Source organism: Chryseobacterium lathyri, from assembly GCF_019970085.1.
GTDB lineage: Bacteria > Bacteroidota > Bacteroidia > Flavobacteriales > Weeksellaceae > Chryseobacterium > Chryseobacterium lathyri.
This window is the reverse complement of the sequence record NZ_JAHXYG010000001.1, coordinates 767,464-783,631: the sequence shown is the minus strand read 5'-3', so window position 1 is coordinate 783,631 and position 16,168 is coordinate 767,464. Positions and strand designations below refer to the sequence as shown.

The following is a 16,168-nucleotide window of genomic DNA, read 5'->3' as shown; positions in this document are numbered from 1 at the left end:
GTAAGATGAAATTCTGGAGTATTATTGTATTGACCTTCTTCCTAAACTTCACAGCACTGCCGGGCATTGCTGCGGTTGCAGGCTGGGATATAGCAAGGACCAATGTAATCATCAATGAAGAAGAACCACATTCTCACCCATCATCCTTTATTGTTTACGAAAAGACCCTTCCGAAAACTTTGGACGTATTCGATTACGTGAAGTTTTCCGAGCCTGATCTTCAGGGGGTGTCTTTTGAGCTGATAGATGATTCCTTTCATCTGTCGCCGCTACTTACCATATTTTCTCCGCCTCCGGAAGCTTAATTTTTAAGTATCATTAGATTTCATAGTATTCATATCAACGTTGATATCGGATACCTGTGCTTTAAAATTAAATTTCCAATCTTTTATAATTGATTATCTAAAGACAGATCAATCGGTTATAGTATTTTTCAAAACATCATGAAAAAAACATCATTTATAGGAGGAATCAAGGAGAATTTCCCTTCTGGGCTCGTTGTATTCTTAGTCGCGCTTCCATTATGTCTCGGAATCGCTTTAGCATCAGGGGCACCACCTTTGTCGGGTGTAATTGCCGGAATTGTAGGAGGAATAGTAGTGGGATTTCTCAGTAATTCAAATATATCGGTATCTGGTCCTGCAGCCGGTCTTACAGCTATTGTTCTAACAGCTATTACAGATCTGGGAGCTTTTGAGCTTTTCCTTTGTGCAGGAATCATTGCCGGACTTATCCAGTTAATCCTGGGATTCATCAGAGCCGGAAGTATATCCAATTATTTCCCGAATAATGTTATAGAGGGGATGCTTGCCGCTATCGGTATCATCATTATTTTGAAACAAATCCCACATGCCATGGGATTCGATAAAGATTACGAAGGTCATGAATCTATTTTTGACAATGGTTTAAATCTCGGATACTTTACAGAATTATTCGGAGCCATACACATAGGAGCTATCCTGGTAACGCTGGTTTCTGTAGGTATTCTTATTGCATGGGATAAAATTCCAGCTTTAAAAAGAATGAAAATGCTTCCCGGAGCATTGGTTGCAGTAGTGGCAGGCATACTTCTGAATGAAGCATTCAAACTGTCCGGCAGCTCTTTGGCGATCAATACTCAGCATTTGGTTTCATTACCGGTACCGCAGTCCTTGGATGATTTCAAAAATCTTGTTACGATGCCTGATTTTAATGGATTCACCAACCCTAAGGTATGGATAGTAGGGGCAACTATTGCCATTGTAGCTTCTATTGAAACCCTGCTTTGTATTGAAGCCTCAGATAGGTTAGATAAGCAGAGAAGAATTACCGACACCAATCTTGAGCTTAAAGCACAGGGAATCGGAAATTTAATAAGTTCATTTATCGGAGGCCTGCCAATGACATCTGTAGTGGTAAGGAGTTCTGCCAATGCCAACGCCGGTGCCACTTCAAAACTTTCAGCTGTGATTCACGGTGTCCTTTTATTGGTATGTGTGCTTACTATTCCATTCATACTGAATTTAATACCGCTTGCTACACTTGCTGCAGTATTGATTCTTGTAGGATATAAACTGGCAAAACCTGCCACATTCAAGCATTTCTGGCATTTGGGTAAATTCCAGTTCATTCCTTTTGTCGCTACTGTTGTAGCTGTTGTGGCAACCGATCTTCTTAAAGGAGTGGGTATTGGCCTGGCTATTTCCGTATTCTATATCCTACAGGGAAATATGAAGCGTGCTTATTATCTGAGCAGAGAAAAGCTGAATGATGCCGATGAAATCAATATTAAGCTTGCTGAAGAAGTTTCTTTCCTGAATAAGGCAGCCATCAAAAAAACATTAAAAAATGTGAAACCCAATTCTACTGTGACCATCGATGCAAGGGGAACTTCATATATTGCTACAGATGTACTGGAAATGATCCAGGATTTCGCCAATATCCGGGCCAAAGAAGAAGATATTAATGTGGAACTTTTAGGCTTCAAAACTTCATACAAGGATTATGAAACAGATGAAGACTCTCACATCCTTATCACCCACAGAAGAGCTATGTAAGCTCATTACAGTAATTTTTAATTTAAAAGAATAAATCAATCATATGAAAGCACATACATACGAAACCCAATCTACCATTAATCCTGAAAAAGCATTAAATTTTCTAAAAGACGGAAACCAAAGGTTTGTGAACAACCTAAAAGCAAACAGAGATCTTTTAGAACAAGTTAATGCAACACGTGAAGGCCAGTGGCCTTTTGCAGTAGTTTTAAGCTGTATAGACAGCCGTACTTCTGCGGAACTTATCTTTGATCAGGGATTAGGAGATATTTTCAGTATCAGAATTGCCGGTAATTTTGTCAATCAGGATATTTTAGGCTCAATGGAATTTGGCTGTAACGTTGCAGGCTCCAAGCTTGTTGTCGTTTTAGGACACACTAAATGCGGTGCATTAAAAGGTGGTCTGGATGCTGCACAAATTCAGGGGATGGGAATGGATAATCTCAACCACTTAATCAATCATTTCGATCCCATCATTAATGAAATCATTGAAGAAGGCGAAGAACGTTCATCAAAAAACGGTTCACTTTTGGAAAGACTGAATCAGCAAAACGTAAAAAATGCCATCGAAGATATCCGTACGCAAAGTTCAACACTTAAAAAGCTTGAAGACGAAGGTAAAATCAAAATAGTCGGAGCCAATTACGATGTTGAAACCGGAGTTGTTACCTGGCTTTAAGAGATAAAAATCTGTACATTTTTATTACATATAAATAAAAAATCATGTTATAGTTAGATTGGAAATTGATTTTTAAAATACAACAAAAGACCATCGGATGTTCCGATGGTCTTTTGTTGTATTTTAGTTATTCCTATTTTCCGTTAAATGCTGACATTGTATTGTTAATTCCGGCAAATACAAAAGACAGACTGGCCTTAGAAAATTTTTCAATTCTTTCGCCCAGCTTTTCAGATTCTTCCTCATTCCAGGTCCCCAGCACATAATCTACCTGGCGGCCTTCGGAAAAGTCTGCAGAAATCCCAAACCTCAGCCTTGCATAATTCTGGGTATTAAGTGTTTCATTAATACTTTTCAGTCCGTTGTGGCCGGCATCAGAACCTTTCATCTTCATCCGTAAGGTCCCGAACGGAAGGGCCAGATCATCTGTAATGATCAGCACATTTTCCAATGGGATATTTTCTTTCTGCATCCAGTATCTCACAGCGTTTCCCGAAAGATTCATATAGGTATCCGGCTTTAGAATGAGAACCTTTCTTCCTTTATATTTCCCCTCTGCCATCCAGCCGAAATTGGTCGTATTAAATGAAGCTTCCAATGTTTCAGCTATTTTCTCAGCTACTTTGAATCCTATATTATGGCGTGTATTTTCGTATTCAGGACCTTTATTTCCAAGTCCGACTATTAAATATTTCATTCAGAAATTTTTTGCAAAATTAAGGGATAAAAAATAAAAAGCCCAATCTTACAAAAGATTGGGCTTATATATTGTAAAGATTCTTTTAAAAAGGTTTATAAATGTAGTTTATACCAAATCCTTTTGTCATATAAGTCTGCGGATCGTAGTTGTAGTTGGTTGTCCAGTTAATCGGGGACGGAATAGGAGGTATAAGATCTGTTACCGATCTTTTCTTAGGGTTGTTCGGGGATAAGATATGACTTTCCTTATCATTAATTTCAGTTGATAAAAGTCTTGAAATTTTGTATGCTGAAGGAAGCAGTGTAAATGGACTGATCTCAGTATCGTAATTAACGAAATCGTATGCAAATCTGGTGGTAGGTCTTCCAAATACCCCTGCGGCCATAGGTCCATAATTTCTTACTACCCTAGATACATTATCTCCCAAATAAGTATACCCGGTTTTAGAATAACTGATAAATGCAAACTGAGTTCCTGAAACATCAGGACCATTTTTCATAATAATAGAATCCAGTTTAGCAGTAGAACCGTTATACTTTAGCTCATAATGGGTTTTTGTTTTTCTTAACAGAGTCTGTGGACCAGGATTAGTTGCCGGTGGCACCGGTGGAGGTCTTCTGAAAACAGAACGGTTTTCAGAAATAACTACCAGTTTGTCATTAGGCCCATAAGTAAATAACTGGCTGTAAGAAACGCTATCTTTATCAAGCTTTCCGTTTCCATCCAGATCCAAAAATCCATTGAAGTCAATTTGGCTTACTTTGTCGCCGCTGTATGCAATATTGGTGATTGAAGCACTGTCTGTGATTACTTTCGTTACCAAAAGTCCACTGTAGTGATATTCTGCTAATGTATCCTTATCTGTAATTTCTCTGTATAATGCTCTTGGACCGATAAGCCCTCCTGTTTCATTCAGGTCCAATAAAGGATCTCCGTCTTCGTCTAGCATGTCTTTACAGGAATGTATTGATGAAAATCCTGCTATTAATAAAATAAAGTAGAAAAGCTGTTTCATTTCCAGGTAATTGTTTATTTTTTGACAAATATAACTTTTTTTTGAACAAAAGTTATGTTTTTATTTATATTCCAGTAAAACTGATAACCAATTGGGCTTTACAGAGTTCTGTAAGTATATTTAAGAACTTGATCTTTATCCGAAACGGGATAGTTATAACCATCGTAAAGATAGGTCATAGGTGTATTTACTGCCGGTGCGGGAGATGGCGGCATCACATATACCGAGGTCGGGTTATTCGGAGAAATTCTATAAAAATTCTCAGGGCGGACAAGACTCCAGGCAGTAAAGAATGTTTTAGGAAGCGTAGAGAACGGGTTAACTTTAGAGTCATAGTTCTGATAGCTGTAAACAGTCATTTTTGCAGTAGCCATATTAGGCGCTCCGGTTGCTGTCAGTGTTCCTTTCGCACATTCAGCTTTAAAAATATTATCTCCCATATAGGTAAAAGTGCTTTCCGTGAATAAGCTGTATGCTGTATTTCCAGCCACCTTTCTTTTTTCAAGGATTTTCACAAGTTTTTTACCGCTGGCATCATAAGTAAATATGTAATCACTTACAAAAGAGTCTATTGCAGTAGCAGCGGTACCGGTACACGTTGCACTGTAAACATTGCCTTTGCTGTCTTCACTTACGCTAAAATCATAAGTCATGCTTCCTGCCAGGCTTCCAAGGAACTTTATTTTTCCAATTTTATTGCTGATGTAGGTTACAGTGCCCGTATAATAATTACTGGTATTCCCATCTCTAAGCATGCCTTTCTGAAAAGCAGTACCGTTGACTGTATATTCTTCCTGGATAGCACCATTTAACGTAATCTTTTCCAGAACTCTCGCTGGAGGGGGTGGTGTATTCCCATTGTTTCCTGTATTGGCACTGGGCTCGAATTGATCTGAAGAAGAATTGTCACATGAAACCATTAGTCCGAAAAATACCCCGGCAATGATTTTAAAAAGGTAGTTTTTTCCCATGAAAAAATATTTTAGTGAGTTGACAAATATAATTCATTTTTTTGACGAAAACATTTACTTATTCAACAAATTCATAACAATCTATATCTTTTTACAAAAAAAACCTAAAAACATAGTGTCTTCAGGTCTTTATTTATGATATATCATGAAATTAATAAGGCTGCAGGACAGATGTCGTTAAAACAGACTGAGACATTTCATTGTTCAGGTAATCTGTGTTTACTGCCCTTCCTATTCCCAATGTTCCTGAATTAAGGTTTCTTTTTGTACAGGCCACCTTCACGTTATAATTATTTTTAGGTGTAAGGTTGGTAAGTGTTGCGTTAAGGTTGAAAATCTTATAACTTCCTTCCGAGCCTATTAAAACATCTGTCCTCACTGCTCTGAGTGAATTGTCTACGAAGATACCGCATGCAAAACCTGTTGAAGCATTCGAGTTTCCCGTTTTTTGGGCGGTGGTCTGAAAGGTAAACGCCACTTTATTCACTGCATTGGTAATGGAAAAAGTGTCAACAGTTCCCGGGAGAACCGTCCATTCAGAGGTAATCGTTGTCCCTTCCGAATAAGGAGAGGTGGAACCGTTAGGATTAGAAAAGCTTGCTCCAGTCTGATCTGCAACGGTATTCAATGAAAACACAGACATACTTCCCTGCCCATCGGCAATTTTTATGCTTTTCCAGTCATTCACATTCAGCTCTGAATTGTTATGAAGAATAGTTCCCGCAGATCCGGCAGATCCTCTCAGCAGATTCGTTCCACCGGTTCTGATTTCTCTTGTAACGTTTAAGTCGCCGTTTATATCCAGCATGTTCACGGGATTTGGCGTGTTCACTCCTACTTGCGCAGTTGCCCACACTGCAAAAAATAAAGACTTTATGATAATAATTTTTTTCATGCCTGGATTAATTTATAATTGGATTAAATACCTGAGGAACCTCATACACATCAACTTTCAGGGAAGACTGAGTAATAAAACTGTTAATGTTGGTATCTGCATTTATTCCTATAGCCAATACAACATCACTTGCTGTTCTGTAAGATCCTAGCCTTGAGCAGGCAACACTTACATCGTGCTGTCCTTTGGAAAGATTGGTTACTATCCCGATCTGATTGTGAGTAATAAAGGTACTTCCGGCACTACTTGCCTTTAGGTTTCTCTGTCTGAGATTAACCAGCTTATTATCCACAAAAATACCGCATGCATAATCTATGGAAATATCGGGTGTCCCGTTTACAGGAAGATTAGCCTGTACCACAGTTTCAAACTGAAAATACGTTTTACTTTCCGTACTGAATACACTGATAGGCTGTGACAGGCCTGTGATTTTCTTAAATCCCGGGAGGCTTGAAATGTCTGCTCCTTTAGTAAAAGCCGTATTTTTGGCAGTAATACTGGATTGTTCACTATTGGTAAATTTTACTCCGGTTCTGTCTGAAAAGGAGTTATTGAAGATAAGGTAAAACTTATTCGGCTCATATTCAGGAATACGCAGTGACTTCCATATCGGAGGATAACCTTCTCCCTGAGAAACAAGAATCTGGTCATTATTACCCTGAGACAAAGTATTATCTGTAACGTTAAGAACAACGATTTTATTCCTTAGATTCATATCACCGTTTACATCAAGCTTCGCTTTTGGTGAATCCGTTTTAATTCCCACTTGGGCAGAAAGAGACAGCCCTGTCATAAAAAACAGGATCGAAATAATATTTTTCATCACAATTAATTGCTTTTATAAGTTACGTATTCAATAACATCAATCTTCATAACAGACTCAAGAGTAAATGCATTGGAAACCGTATTGATATCAGATACATTACGCCCGATTGTAAACTGTGAACTTAGATTTGAGGAATTGATTTTTCTACAGGCCACCTCAAGCTTCTGTGCGCCTAGCGGAACATTCTGCTCTGTATAATTAAGGGTGAAAATATAATCCTGAATCCCCAGCTTCTCTGTATTATTGTTCGAAACGATCTTATCCGGACGTACCGCTACCAATTTGCCATTTCTGAAAACCCCGCAGGTAAAAGTGACAGACTGGGAAGTTGTTGCAGATGGAGCCTTCATTTCAATACCTGTCTGAAACTGATAGGTAAGCCTGTTTCTTCCGTTTTTGATAATAAAATTGTTTTCAAGTCCGGCAATTTTTGACCATTTCCCTTTCGTGACATCGGTAATATCATCCCCAACATTGTTCTTGTAAACATTATCTGCTGCAATACCATTTGAAAGTTCTGTAATACCAGCCTGATCGGATGACAGGTATGAATTGATCAGTTTGTACTGTCCTTCCTCCATAAAGGAAACATTCAACGATTTCCAGGCTGGGGGCAGACCTTCTCCCTGTGACACCAAAACCTGGCCGTTCAGTCCTGCATTTCCAACCTGGGCGGATGTGCCGCCTACTCTAAGTTCTTTTCTTAAGGTGGTTTTCCCGTTGACATCGAGAGTAGATTTAGGAGCAGATGTCCCAATTCCCACCTGCGCGCTCACACAAAGCGATAAAAGCCCGGCTGCGCAATAAATAATTCTTTTCATAATAAGGGCTGCAAAGGTATGAATTTAAATCATAAAAAACCATTTACAAACCCGTAAACCCGTACTAATAAAGCGATTATGCTGTAGAATTTAATGTACTAAAAAGTAGAATTATTACTACAAAAAATACTTTTAAAACCGGTCCTGATGAGATTGCATCAGTTAAACCCAATGTCAGCCGATGATTCAGCATTATTTTTTATCATCATATTGTGACTTCAAATGCTTCTAAATCCGCATGATACCCTATTTTTTTCGTGTAAAAATCATGTTTTTTTTCAATAAAAAAAGACCTTAAAAAGTAAATTTTTAGGTCTTCCTTGTTTTTTGATTATTAAAATGAGGTATTTCCCTTTTAATTATGTCCGATAATCGTTTTCAAAAGTACATTAACCTCATCTACATTTTTCACTTTTTCCTTTCTCATCATCAGCAGATTTCCATCTTTCCCGATCTTCTCTTTAAGCTGAGCTTCCTTTGGATTTTGGGTTAAATAACTGATAATATGCCTGAACCTGTCTGTCTGATAGAACTTATCCTGGGGATTTGCAGGAAAATATCCTAAAAACACACCATTTTTCATGACGATCTTTTCAAATCCTATGTCTGCAGCAAGCCATTTCAAGGCAACACTCTTCAATAGATTCACCGCTTCTTTTGGCAAAGCTCCGAAACGGTCGATCAGCTCAAGCTCAAATTTATAGAGCTCCTTTTCATTATCAATCTCTGCAAGCTTCTGATACAGCAATAACCTTTCTTCCGTATTGGAGATATAAAAATCCGGAAGCATTAGTTCAAGGTCAGTATCAATATTGACATCTTTTACAGATTTGAACAGCTTCTGTCTGTCTTCCTCATTATCGAACAGGTTTTCAAAATCCGCATCATCCTTTAATTCTTCCAATGCTTCCTGCATCAGTTTCTGGTAGGTCTCAAAGCCCATTTCATTAATAAAGCCACTCTGTTCAGCCCCGAGAAGATCTCCCGCTCCACGGATTTCAAGATCCTTCATAGCAATCTGGAAACCGCTTCCAAGGTCTGAAAACTGCTCAATAGCCTCAAGACGCTTTCTGGCATCAGAGGTTATCATATCATAAGGAGGCGTGATTAAATAGCAGAAAGCCTTTCTGTTGCTACGCCCTACCCTTCCCCTCATCTGGTGAAGATCTGCCATTCCGAACCTTTGGGCATCATTAATGAATATGGTGTTCGCATTAGGAACATCCACCCCACTTTCAACAATCGTTGTAGAAACAAGAACATCATATTTGCCTTCCATGAAATCGAGCACATTCTTTTCCAGCTGCTTGCCCTCCATCTGCCCGTGCCCTGTAATAACTCTTGCATCCGGAACCAGCCTCTGGATAAGTCCGGCAATATCTTTAAGGTTTTCAATCCTGTTATTGATAAAATATACCTGCCCGTCCCTCTGAATCTCATAAGAAACAGCATCCCTGATGGTTTCCTCATTAAAACCTATCAGCTGTGTATCAACAGGCTGCCTGTTAGGCGGTGGTGTTTTGATCACTGAAAGATCTCTAGCTGCCATCAGGGAGAACTGCAGTGTTCTCGGAATGGGAGTAGCCGTTAGCGTAAGGGTATCTACATTGCTTTTCAGTGTTTTCAGCTTATCTTTCACCGAAACCCCGAATTTATGTTCCTCATCAATGATCAGCAGTCCAAGATCTTTGAACTTTACGGAACTGCTTACCAGCTGATGGGTTCCTATTATAATATCCACCTTCCCGTTTTTAAGGCCGTCTAAAGCCTCTGCTTTTTGTTTGGCTGTTCTGAATCTGTTGACATAAGAAACGTTCACCGGAAAATCTTTCAGTCTTTCTTTAAAGCTTCTGTAATGCTGAAACGCCAGAATTGTTGTAGGAACCAATACAGCGACCTGTTTCCCATCTGTTGCCGCTTTAAATGCAGCACGGATTGCTACTTCAGTTTTTCCGAAACCTACGTCACCACAAACCAGCCTGTCCATTACTGTATCAGCTTCCATATCCCGTTTTACATCTATGGTTGCTTTTTCCTGGTCCGGAGTATCTTCGTAAATAAAACTGGCTTCCAGCTCATTCTGCAGATAGGAATCCGGAGTATAGGAAAATCCTTTTGCCGTTTTCCTTTCAGCGTATAATCTTATAAGGTCAAAAGCAATCTGTTTTACTTTTGCCTTTGTTTTCTGTTTTAATGATTTCCAGGCCGGAGATCCCAGCTTACTCAGCACAATTTCTTTTCCGTCCGGACCGTTATATTTTGAAATTTTATGCAGGGAGTGAATACTTACATATAATAGGTCTCCGTTTTTGTAAGTCAATTTGAAGCATTCCTGGATTTTTCCATCATTATTTACTTTGACAAGCCCCATGAATTTACCGATTCCGTGGTCGATGTGGGCAATATAATCGCCTATTTTCAGAGACATCAGATCCTTCAGGGTAAGCTGTTCGGATTTTGCAAAGGTGTTTTTTGCTTTGTATCTTTGATAGCGGTCAAAAATCTGATGGTCAGTATATACTAAGAGCTTATGGCCATTATCTACAAAACCTTCATGCAGCTCAGATTTGAAACTTTTAAAAGGAAGTTCGTGCTCAAGCTCTTCAAATATAGATTCCAGTCTTTCTTTTTGTTTTTCTGTAGAGAAAGAGATCCAGGTATCAAAACCTTCGGCCTGTCTTTCTTCAATGTCTTCTATCAGCAGTTCAAAGTTTTTGTGAAAGGAAGGCTGCGGAACCTGCTCAACTTTTATTTCAGTGATTTCTTTAAGCCCTTCAATAGGAATTCCGGCAAAATCAACTGTTTTAAATTTTTTAAAATCAAACAGAAAATCCTGATCTGAAATAAAGAGGTCCTGTGGTGCCTTGTGAGCAATATCTTTATTCAAAGTATCATATTTTTCCAGTGCTTTCTCATAGAAGTTTCTGATCTTCTGCATTCCAACGGCACCATTTCTGGAAACAACAAAGCTTTCTTTAGGCAGCAGCTCCAGCAGCGAAACCCGGGTTCCGGTTACTGAAAAATTCATATTGGAAACCAACTGAAAGTCTTTCACCTTATCTATGGAAAGCTGTGTTTCTATATCAAAGGTTTTAATATTCTCCACTTCATTTCCAAAGAAAGTAAGACGGTAAGGCTTTTCATAGGAATACGAAAACACATCAACGATTCCTCCTCTTACCGAAAACTCTCCCGGTTCGGAAACAAAATCTGCCTGCTGGAAGTTATAATGATTCAACAGCTCGTCTACAAAATCAAAATCCAGCTGATCACCTACTTTTATGTGATGGGAGATCGCCTTAAAGTCTTCTTTTTTCAAAACCTTTTCGGACAGAGAGCCCGCATAAGCCACAATAACTTTAGGAGCTTTCCCGAAATTGATTTTATTCAGAACTTCAGTCCGGAGTACAAGATTTGCATTCTGTGTCTTTTCTACCTGATAAGGTTCAAGATGTGTTGCCGGAAAGTACAGCACTTTGTCCTTTCCAAGCAGATCTTCCATTTCAGTATTGGCATACAGGGCATCTTCTTTATCATCCACCAGATAAAGAATGGTCTTCTTCTGAGTTAGAAAAAGTTCGGAAACAAAAATAGAAACCGAAGATCCTGCACTTCCTTTCACGGAAATATGCTGGCTTTTCTCTAACTGGGTAAAGATCTCTTTTCCAAATTCTTTTTGAAGCAGGTCGGGAAGAAACTTTTCGTGAATAGGTTTTAGCTGCATAAATAGTAATAGTATAAACGACAAAAGCGATTTCGGGAGTGTTCCGAAACCGTTTGCTTACAACAAAGATAAGGATATTTTTTTCTTCCCTCAGAAATCAGGGATTACTAAAAACACAATCAAAATACGCAACACCTACCCAAATCTTAATTTTTTACCAATTTATCTAATTAAAAGTTAAAAAAAATACGGATATTCTGGCATGGCATAGTGTTTGAAAATTTCAACCTATCAAACTTTTTAAAGAAATAAAATTATGAAAAAAGCAATTAAAATCTTAGGAATTTTTATGTTGGTCTTTGTTACCGCATTATCTTTTGCATCTTGTAGTGATGATGATGATCCAGTAAACAACGATTTCTTCGCAGGAACATATAAGGGGAGCATTTCTTATAATGATGGATCTACCAACAACAGCACAGATAACGGAAGTGTATTTGTAACCAAAATCGCGAGCGGTACGAAATATAATTTCGCATTCTCGAACGGTATTCCGGATCTTAACGGAGTAGAATTTCAACAGCAAGGAGACCATACGCTTGTAATGGTTGGTTCCAATGCCACAACTTATATTAGAATTGACAATAATGAATTGAAAATTCTATACAACAAGGACGGTAAAACCTGGACCGCCAACTGTACACGTTAACCCAACTATTCATACACATGAAAGCCTGCTTTATGAAGCAGGCTTTTTTCTTTTAAAAGCTTTCATTAAGTTTTTTTTAAGCAGTAATAAACTTTAGTTAAGGTTGAAAATTCTGGATTTCCAGCCTGCTTTTTGTATATCTTTACTCAAGGAAAAACAAACCGTACACCTATGAAAAAATTATTAACAGCAATGTCCCTGGCTCTAGGACTAGGCTTTGCAACTGCTCAACAGACTGCTCCGGCAACACCTGCTGCCCCTCATCACCAGACAGCAAAAACAGTAAAAGCTCCTGAAGCAAAAACTGCAAAACCTGCAGCAAAAATGAAAAAGGACGGAACCCCTGACAAGAGGTATAAGGAAAACCAAAAACTTAAAAAAGACGGCACTCCAGATAAGAGGTACAAAGAAAACAAGTAAACTTTAACATATAGTTGTTATTTTCATAATCAAATTTCGAAGAACCGGTGAACTCATTCGCCGGTTTTTTTTGTGGCATATATGGCTGAAAAATAATTTTATATTCTATACTTATTTATAAATTTGAGGCATGTTAAATTTCTTCAAGAAAAATGTGGCACTTGTCTGGGCAAAAAAGCATGTTCAGAAAACCGGGGAATTCAAAAAAAACTCAGTAAAAAATCAGGAGGCCCTTTTGCTGGCTTTGGTGAAAACGGCTCAGAAAACTCTTTTCGGAAGGGAACATGACTTTGAAAACATTCAGTCTATCAAAGAATTCCAGGACAGAGTTCCTGTTTCGGATTATGAAGATCTGAAACCTTATATTGAGAGGGTAAAAAAAGGACAGGCCAATATTCTCTGGTCGGAAACTCCTGAATATTTTGCAAAAACTTCAGGCACAACCTCCGGTTCGAAATATATTCCCATCTCAAAGGAGGGAATGCCTTTTCAGATTGCAGGTGCACAGAGTGCACTGTTCCATTATATCGCCCAGAAAAACAATGCTGATTTTGTGAACGGAAAAATGATCTTTCTGCAGGGAAGTCCTGAAATGGAGGAAGTTTTCGGTATTAAAACGGGACGGCTTTCCGGAATTGTGGCTCACCATATCCCAGCCTATCTTCAAAAGAACCGCCTTCCAAGCTGGAGCACCAATATTATGGAGGATTGGGAAGCGAAGGTAGATAAGATTATTGAAGAAACAGAACACGAAAATATGACGCTGATCTCCGGAATTCCGCCATGGCTGATCATGTATTTTGAAAAGCTTACTGAAAAACACGGTAAAAAGATCAAGCAGCTTTTCCCCAACCTCCAGCTTCTTGTAACAGGAGGTGTCAACTATGAGCCGTACCGGGATAAAATGAATGACCTGCTGGGTGGAAAAGTGGATATCATCCAGACGTTTCCGGCATCTGAAGGCTTTTTTGCTTTTCAGGATGATTACACTAAGGAAGGTCTGCTTCTTTTAACGGATCATGGAATTTTTTATGAATTCATTCCTCTGGAAGAGTATGGCAAGCCTGCTGCAAGAAGATTAACATTAAAAGATGTAGAGCTTAATAAAGATTACGCACTGATCCTCACTACGAATTCAGGTTTATGGGCTTATTCAATAGGTGATGTTGTAAGGTTCATCGATAAAGATCCGTATAGAATCCTGGTGAGTGGCAGAACCAAACATTTCACCTCTGCTTTTGGAGAACATGTGATCGCCTTTGAGGTAGAGGAAGCAATGAAGGCTACTGTAGAAAAATATACATCACAGATCACAGAATTCCATCTTGCCCCACAGGTAAATCCTACGGAGGGTCTTCCATATCATGAATGGCTGATAGAATTTGAAAAGGAACCGGAAAATTTAGAATTGTTCAGAAATGAGCTGGATCGTCAGCTTCGGGAGAGAAATACGTACTACGATGATCTTATTACCGGAAATATCCTTCAGCCACTGCATATTACCCCACTTAAAAGGAATGCTTTCCATGAGTATGCAAAATCGCAGGGCAAACTGGGAGGCCAGAATAAAACACCAAGACTTGCCAATGACAGAAAAATTGCAGATCTATTGGAAATTTATAAACTTTAGAGATATTTTTTCAATTCCCAAAACATATATTCGAAAAAAATTATAAATTTGAAAAAATAAAAATAATAATGAAAGCATCTGTACTTTTAAAGTCATCTTTACTAACATCCTTATTTGTCATTTCATCCTGCGCTACTACAAAGTACAGCGAGGATATTTCAAAAAACAATTATTCTAATCTTCAGGCTGGAAAAATGTATGTTGTTACCATGAAAGATGGTTCTGCCAAACAGAAAATGCTATTCCGAAACATAGATGGTGACAACCTTATAGGAACTGCAGGTAAAAAGGACAGTACAGAGGTAATTATCCCGAAATCCAATGTAGCTGCTGTAAAAGACAGATCTAAAGCAAGAGTAACAGCAGGCGCTACCGTCATTGGCGCAGCCGGTGTTGCAGCCATTGTGATCAGTGCATTGAGAGCTGACTAAATAGATTTTATCTTTCGGTACCTATTTGATTTATCATTCAGAAAAACAGTATATAAGCAGCCTTAAATAAATATTTAAGGCTATTTTTGTGCATGATTTCCTTTACACCGTTAAAAACATTGCAAAATGTTGAATTCAGGAATCTTCTTACGGGAAGATTTTTTATTGTTTTAGCCTTCAGAATGCTCGCTACTTTATTGGGATGGTGGGTGTACCAGTTGACAAAAGATCCTTTTTCAATAGGCCTTATCGGACTTTCGGAAGTAATTCCTGCGGTAAGCTGTGCTTTATATGCTGGCCATGTCATTGATATGAATGAGAAAAAAAAGCTGCTCCTGATCTGCAATTATGCATATATTTTCCTGATTGGCCTGCTGCTGATCCCTGCATTTTTCAATGTCGAAATGCATTTTAACGGACATGAAATCACTTATTTTATATACACCGTTATATTTTTCACCGGAATTGCAAGAGCCTTTATTGGGCCTATCGTTCCTTCAATGATTCCTAAAATAGTAAAGAAAGAAAATCTTCCGAATGCAGTAACCCTGAACCAGGCTACATTTTTGATCTCTTCTGTATGCGGACATGCTGCGGGAGGGCTTCTTATAGGATTTTTCGGTGTAAAATGGACATTAATCGTTATTATCTCTTTAATATTTATCGCTTCTCTGTTCTTCTGGCAGCTGAAACAACAGCATTCCGAGTATATAAAGGCGAATGTAAATGTGGTGGAAAGCATGCGCGAGGGTATTTCCTATATCTTTAAGACAAAAGAAATTTTAGGGGCATTATGCCTTGATATGTTTGCCGTTCTGTTTGGTGGGGCCGTTGCTATGATTCCGGTATTTGCCACTGACATTTTAGATGCGGGAGCAGAAGGTTTCGGTCTTTTGAATGCTGCTTCAGATATAGGTTCTATGTGCATCATCACTCTTCTGGCGGTTATTCCGTTAAGGAAAAATCAGGGAAAAATTCTTCTTGCCGTTGTTGCCGGATTTGGACTTTGCATCATTGGTTTTGGCTTATCCAAACTGTATTGGCTCTCATTTATGTTCCTTGTCATGAGCGGAATGCTTGACGGAATTTCGGTGGTAATCAGAGGGACTATAGTACAGCTGAAAACTCCTGACAATATCAGAGGACGTGTACTGAGCGTCAATTCTATATTCATCATGTCCAGCAATGAAATGGGGCAGTTTGAAAGCGGACTCATGGCAAAACTACTCGGTGTGGTTCGGTCTGTAGTCTTCGGAGGAACTATGACGGTGTTGGTAGCCCTTCTTGTAGGGAGCACAAATCCCAAGCTGGGAAAAATGAATTATTAGACAATAATATATTGATTCTATTAAATATATCACAAAAACTTTA

The 16,168-nt window shown here is 38.6% G+C and carries 15 protein-coding genes; 8 read left to right on the top strand and 7 right to left on the bottom strand.

Features of this window, described 5'->3' with window-relative positions:
* Nucleotides 1–5 precede the first annotated feature (5 nt).
* The 3 genes from LC418_RS03585 (at nucleotide 6) to LC418_RS03575 (ending at nucleotide 2,715) form a co-directional block, all read left to right on the top strand.
* Nucleotides 6–305 (top strand): hypothetical protein, encoded by a 300-nt coding sequence (locus LC418_RS03585; RefSeq protein ID WP_040993425.1) that lies wholly within the window; start codon nucleotides 6–8, stop codon nucleotides 303–305.
* 138 nt (nucleotides 306–443) lie between these two features.
* Nucleotides 444–2,036 (top strand): SulP family inorganic anion transporter, encoded by a 1,593-nt coding sequence (locus tag LC418_RS03580; RefSeq protein WP_111958904.1) that lies wholly within the window; start codon nucleotides 444–446, stop codon nucleotides 2,034–2,036.
* A gap of 43 nt (nucleotides 2,037–2,079) precedes the next feature.
* Nucleotides 2,080–2,715 carry a carbonic anhydrase gene (locus LC418_RS03575; RefSeq protein ID WP_111958902.1) on the top strand — a complete coding sequence of 212 codons (636 nt, stop codon included), beginning with the start codon at nucleotides 2,080–2,082 and terminating at the stop codon, nucleotides 2,713–2,715.
* A 133-nt stretch (nucleotides 2,716–2,848) separates the two neighbouring features.
* Here the strand turns inward: LC418_RS03575 and pth are convergent, their stop codons facing one another.
* The 7 genes from pth to mfd all read right to left on the bottom strand — a co-directional run bounded on the left by pth (nucleotide 2,849) and on the right by mfd (nucleotide 11,667).
* Nucleotides 2,849–3,412 (bottom strand): aminoacyl-tRNA hydrolase, encoded by a 564-nt coding sequence (pth, locus tag LC418_RS03570; protein ID WP_111958900.1) that lies wholly within the window; start codon nucleotides 3,410–3,412, stop codon nucleotides 2,849–2,851.
* Nucleotides 3,413–3,497: 85 nt separating this feature from the next.
* A complete protein-coding gene (locus LC418_RS03565; protein ID WP_223558129.1) occupies nucleotides 3,498–4,430 on the bottom strand; it encodes a hypothetical protein in 933 nt (310 codons plus the stop codon).
* A gap of 98 nt (nucleotides 4,431–4,528) precedes the next feature.
* Entirely contained in the window at nucleotides 4,529–5,401 is an 873-nt protein-coding gene (locus tag LC418_RS03560; RefSeq protein ID WP_223558128.1) for a hypothetical protein, read from the bottom strand.
* A 151-nt stretch (nucleotides 5,402–5,552) separates the two neighbouring features.
* On the bottom strand, nucleotides 5,553–6,296 hold the full coding sequence (locus LC418_RS03555) for a hypothetical protein (protein ID WP_223558127.1): 744 nt from the start codon (nucleotides 6,294–6,296) through the stop codon (nucleotides 5,553–5,555).
* Nucleotides 6,297–6,303: 7 nt separating this feature from the next.
* Nucleotides 6,304–7,119 (bottom strand): hypothetical protein, encoded by an 816-nt coding sequence (locus LC418_RS03550; protein ID WP_223558126.1) that lies wholly within the window; start codon nucleotides 7,117–7,119, stop codon nucleotides 6,304–6,306.
* A gap of 5 nt (nucleotides 7,120–7,124) precedes the next feature.
* A complete protein-coding gene (locus LC418_RS03545) occupies nucleotides 7,125–7,943 on the bottom strand; it encodes a hypothetical protein (RefSeq protein ID WP_223558125.1) in 819 nt (272 codons plus the stop codon).
* Nucleotides 7,944–8,298: 355 nt separating this feature from the next.
* Nucleotides 8,299–11,667 carry a transcription-repair coupling factor gene (mfd, locus tag LC418_RS03540; protein WP_223558124.1) on the bottom strand — a complete coding sequence of 1,123 codons (3,369 nt, stop codon included), beginning with the start codon at nucleotides 11,665–11,667 and terminating at the stop codon, nucleotides 8,299–8,301.
* Between the two features lie 256 nt (nucleotides 11,668–11,923).
* Here mfd and LC418_RS03535 point away from each other — a divergent pair, with 256 nt between their 5' ends.
* From LC418_RS03535 to LC418_RS03515, 5 genes are all read left to right on the top strand, one after another.
* Complete coding sequence (locus LC418_RS03535) at nucleotides 11,924–12,316, top strand: hypothetical protein (RefSeq protein WP_111958886.1); 393 nt, start codon at nucleotides 11,924–11,926, stop codon at nucleotides 12,314–12,316.
* Between the two features lie 171 nt (nucleotides 12,317–12,487).
* Complete coding sequence (locus tag LC418_RS03530; RefSeq protein ID WP_111958884.1) at nucleotides 12,488–12,736, top strand: hypothetical protein; 249 nt, start codon at nucleotides 12,488–12,490, stop codon at nucleotides 12,734–12,736.
* 130 nt (nucleotides 12,737–12,866) lie between these two features.
* Nucleotides 12,867–14,366 (top strand): GH3 auxin-responsive promoter family protein, encoded by a 1,500-nt coding sequence (locus LC418_RS03525; RefSeq protein WP_223558123.1) that lies wholly within the window; start codon nucleotides 12,867–12,869, stop codon nucleotides 14,364–14,366.
* A 68-nt stretch (nucleotides 14,367–14,434) separates the two neighbouring features.
* The gene (locus LC418_RS03520) at nucleotides 14,435–14,797 is read left to right on the top strand and encodes a hypothetical protein (protein WP_111958880.1); all 363 of its coding nucleotides are present in this window, start codon (nucleotides 14,435–14,437) and stop codon (nucleotides 14,795–14,797) included.
* A gap of 92 nt (nucleotides 14,798–14,889) precedes the next feature.
* Nucleotides 14,890–16,125, top strand: a complete 1,236-nt coding sequence (locus LC418_RS03515) for an MFS transporter (protein WP_223558122.1) — start codon at nucleotides 14,890–14,892, stop codon at nucleotides 16,123–16,125.
* Nucleotides 16,126–16,168 lie beyond the last annotated feature (43 nt).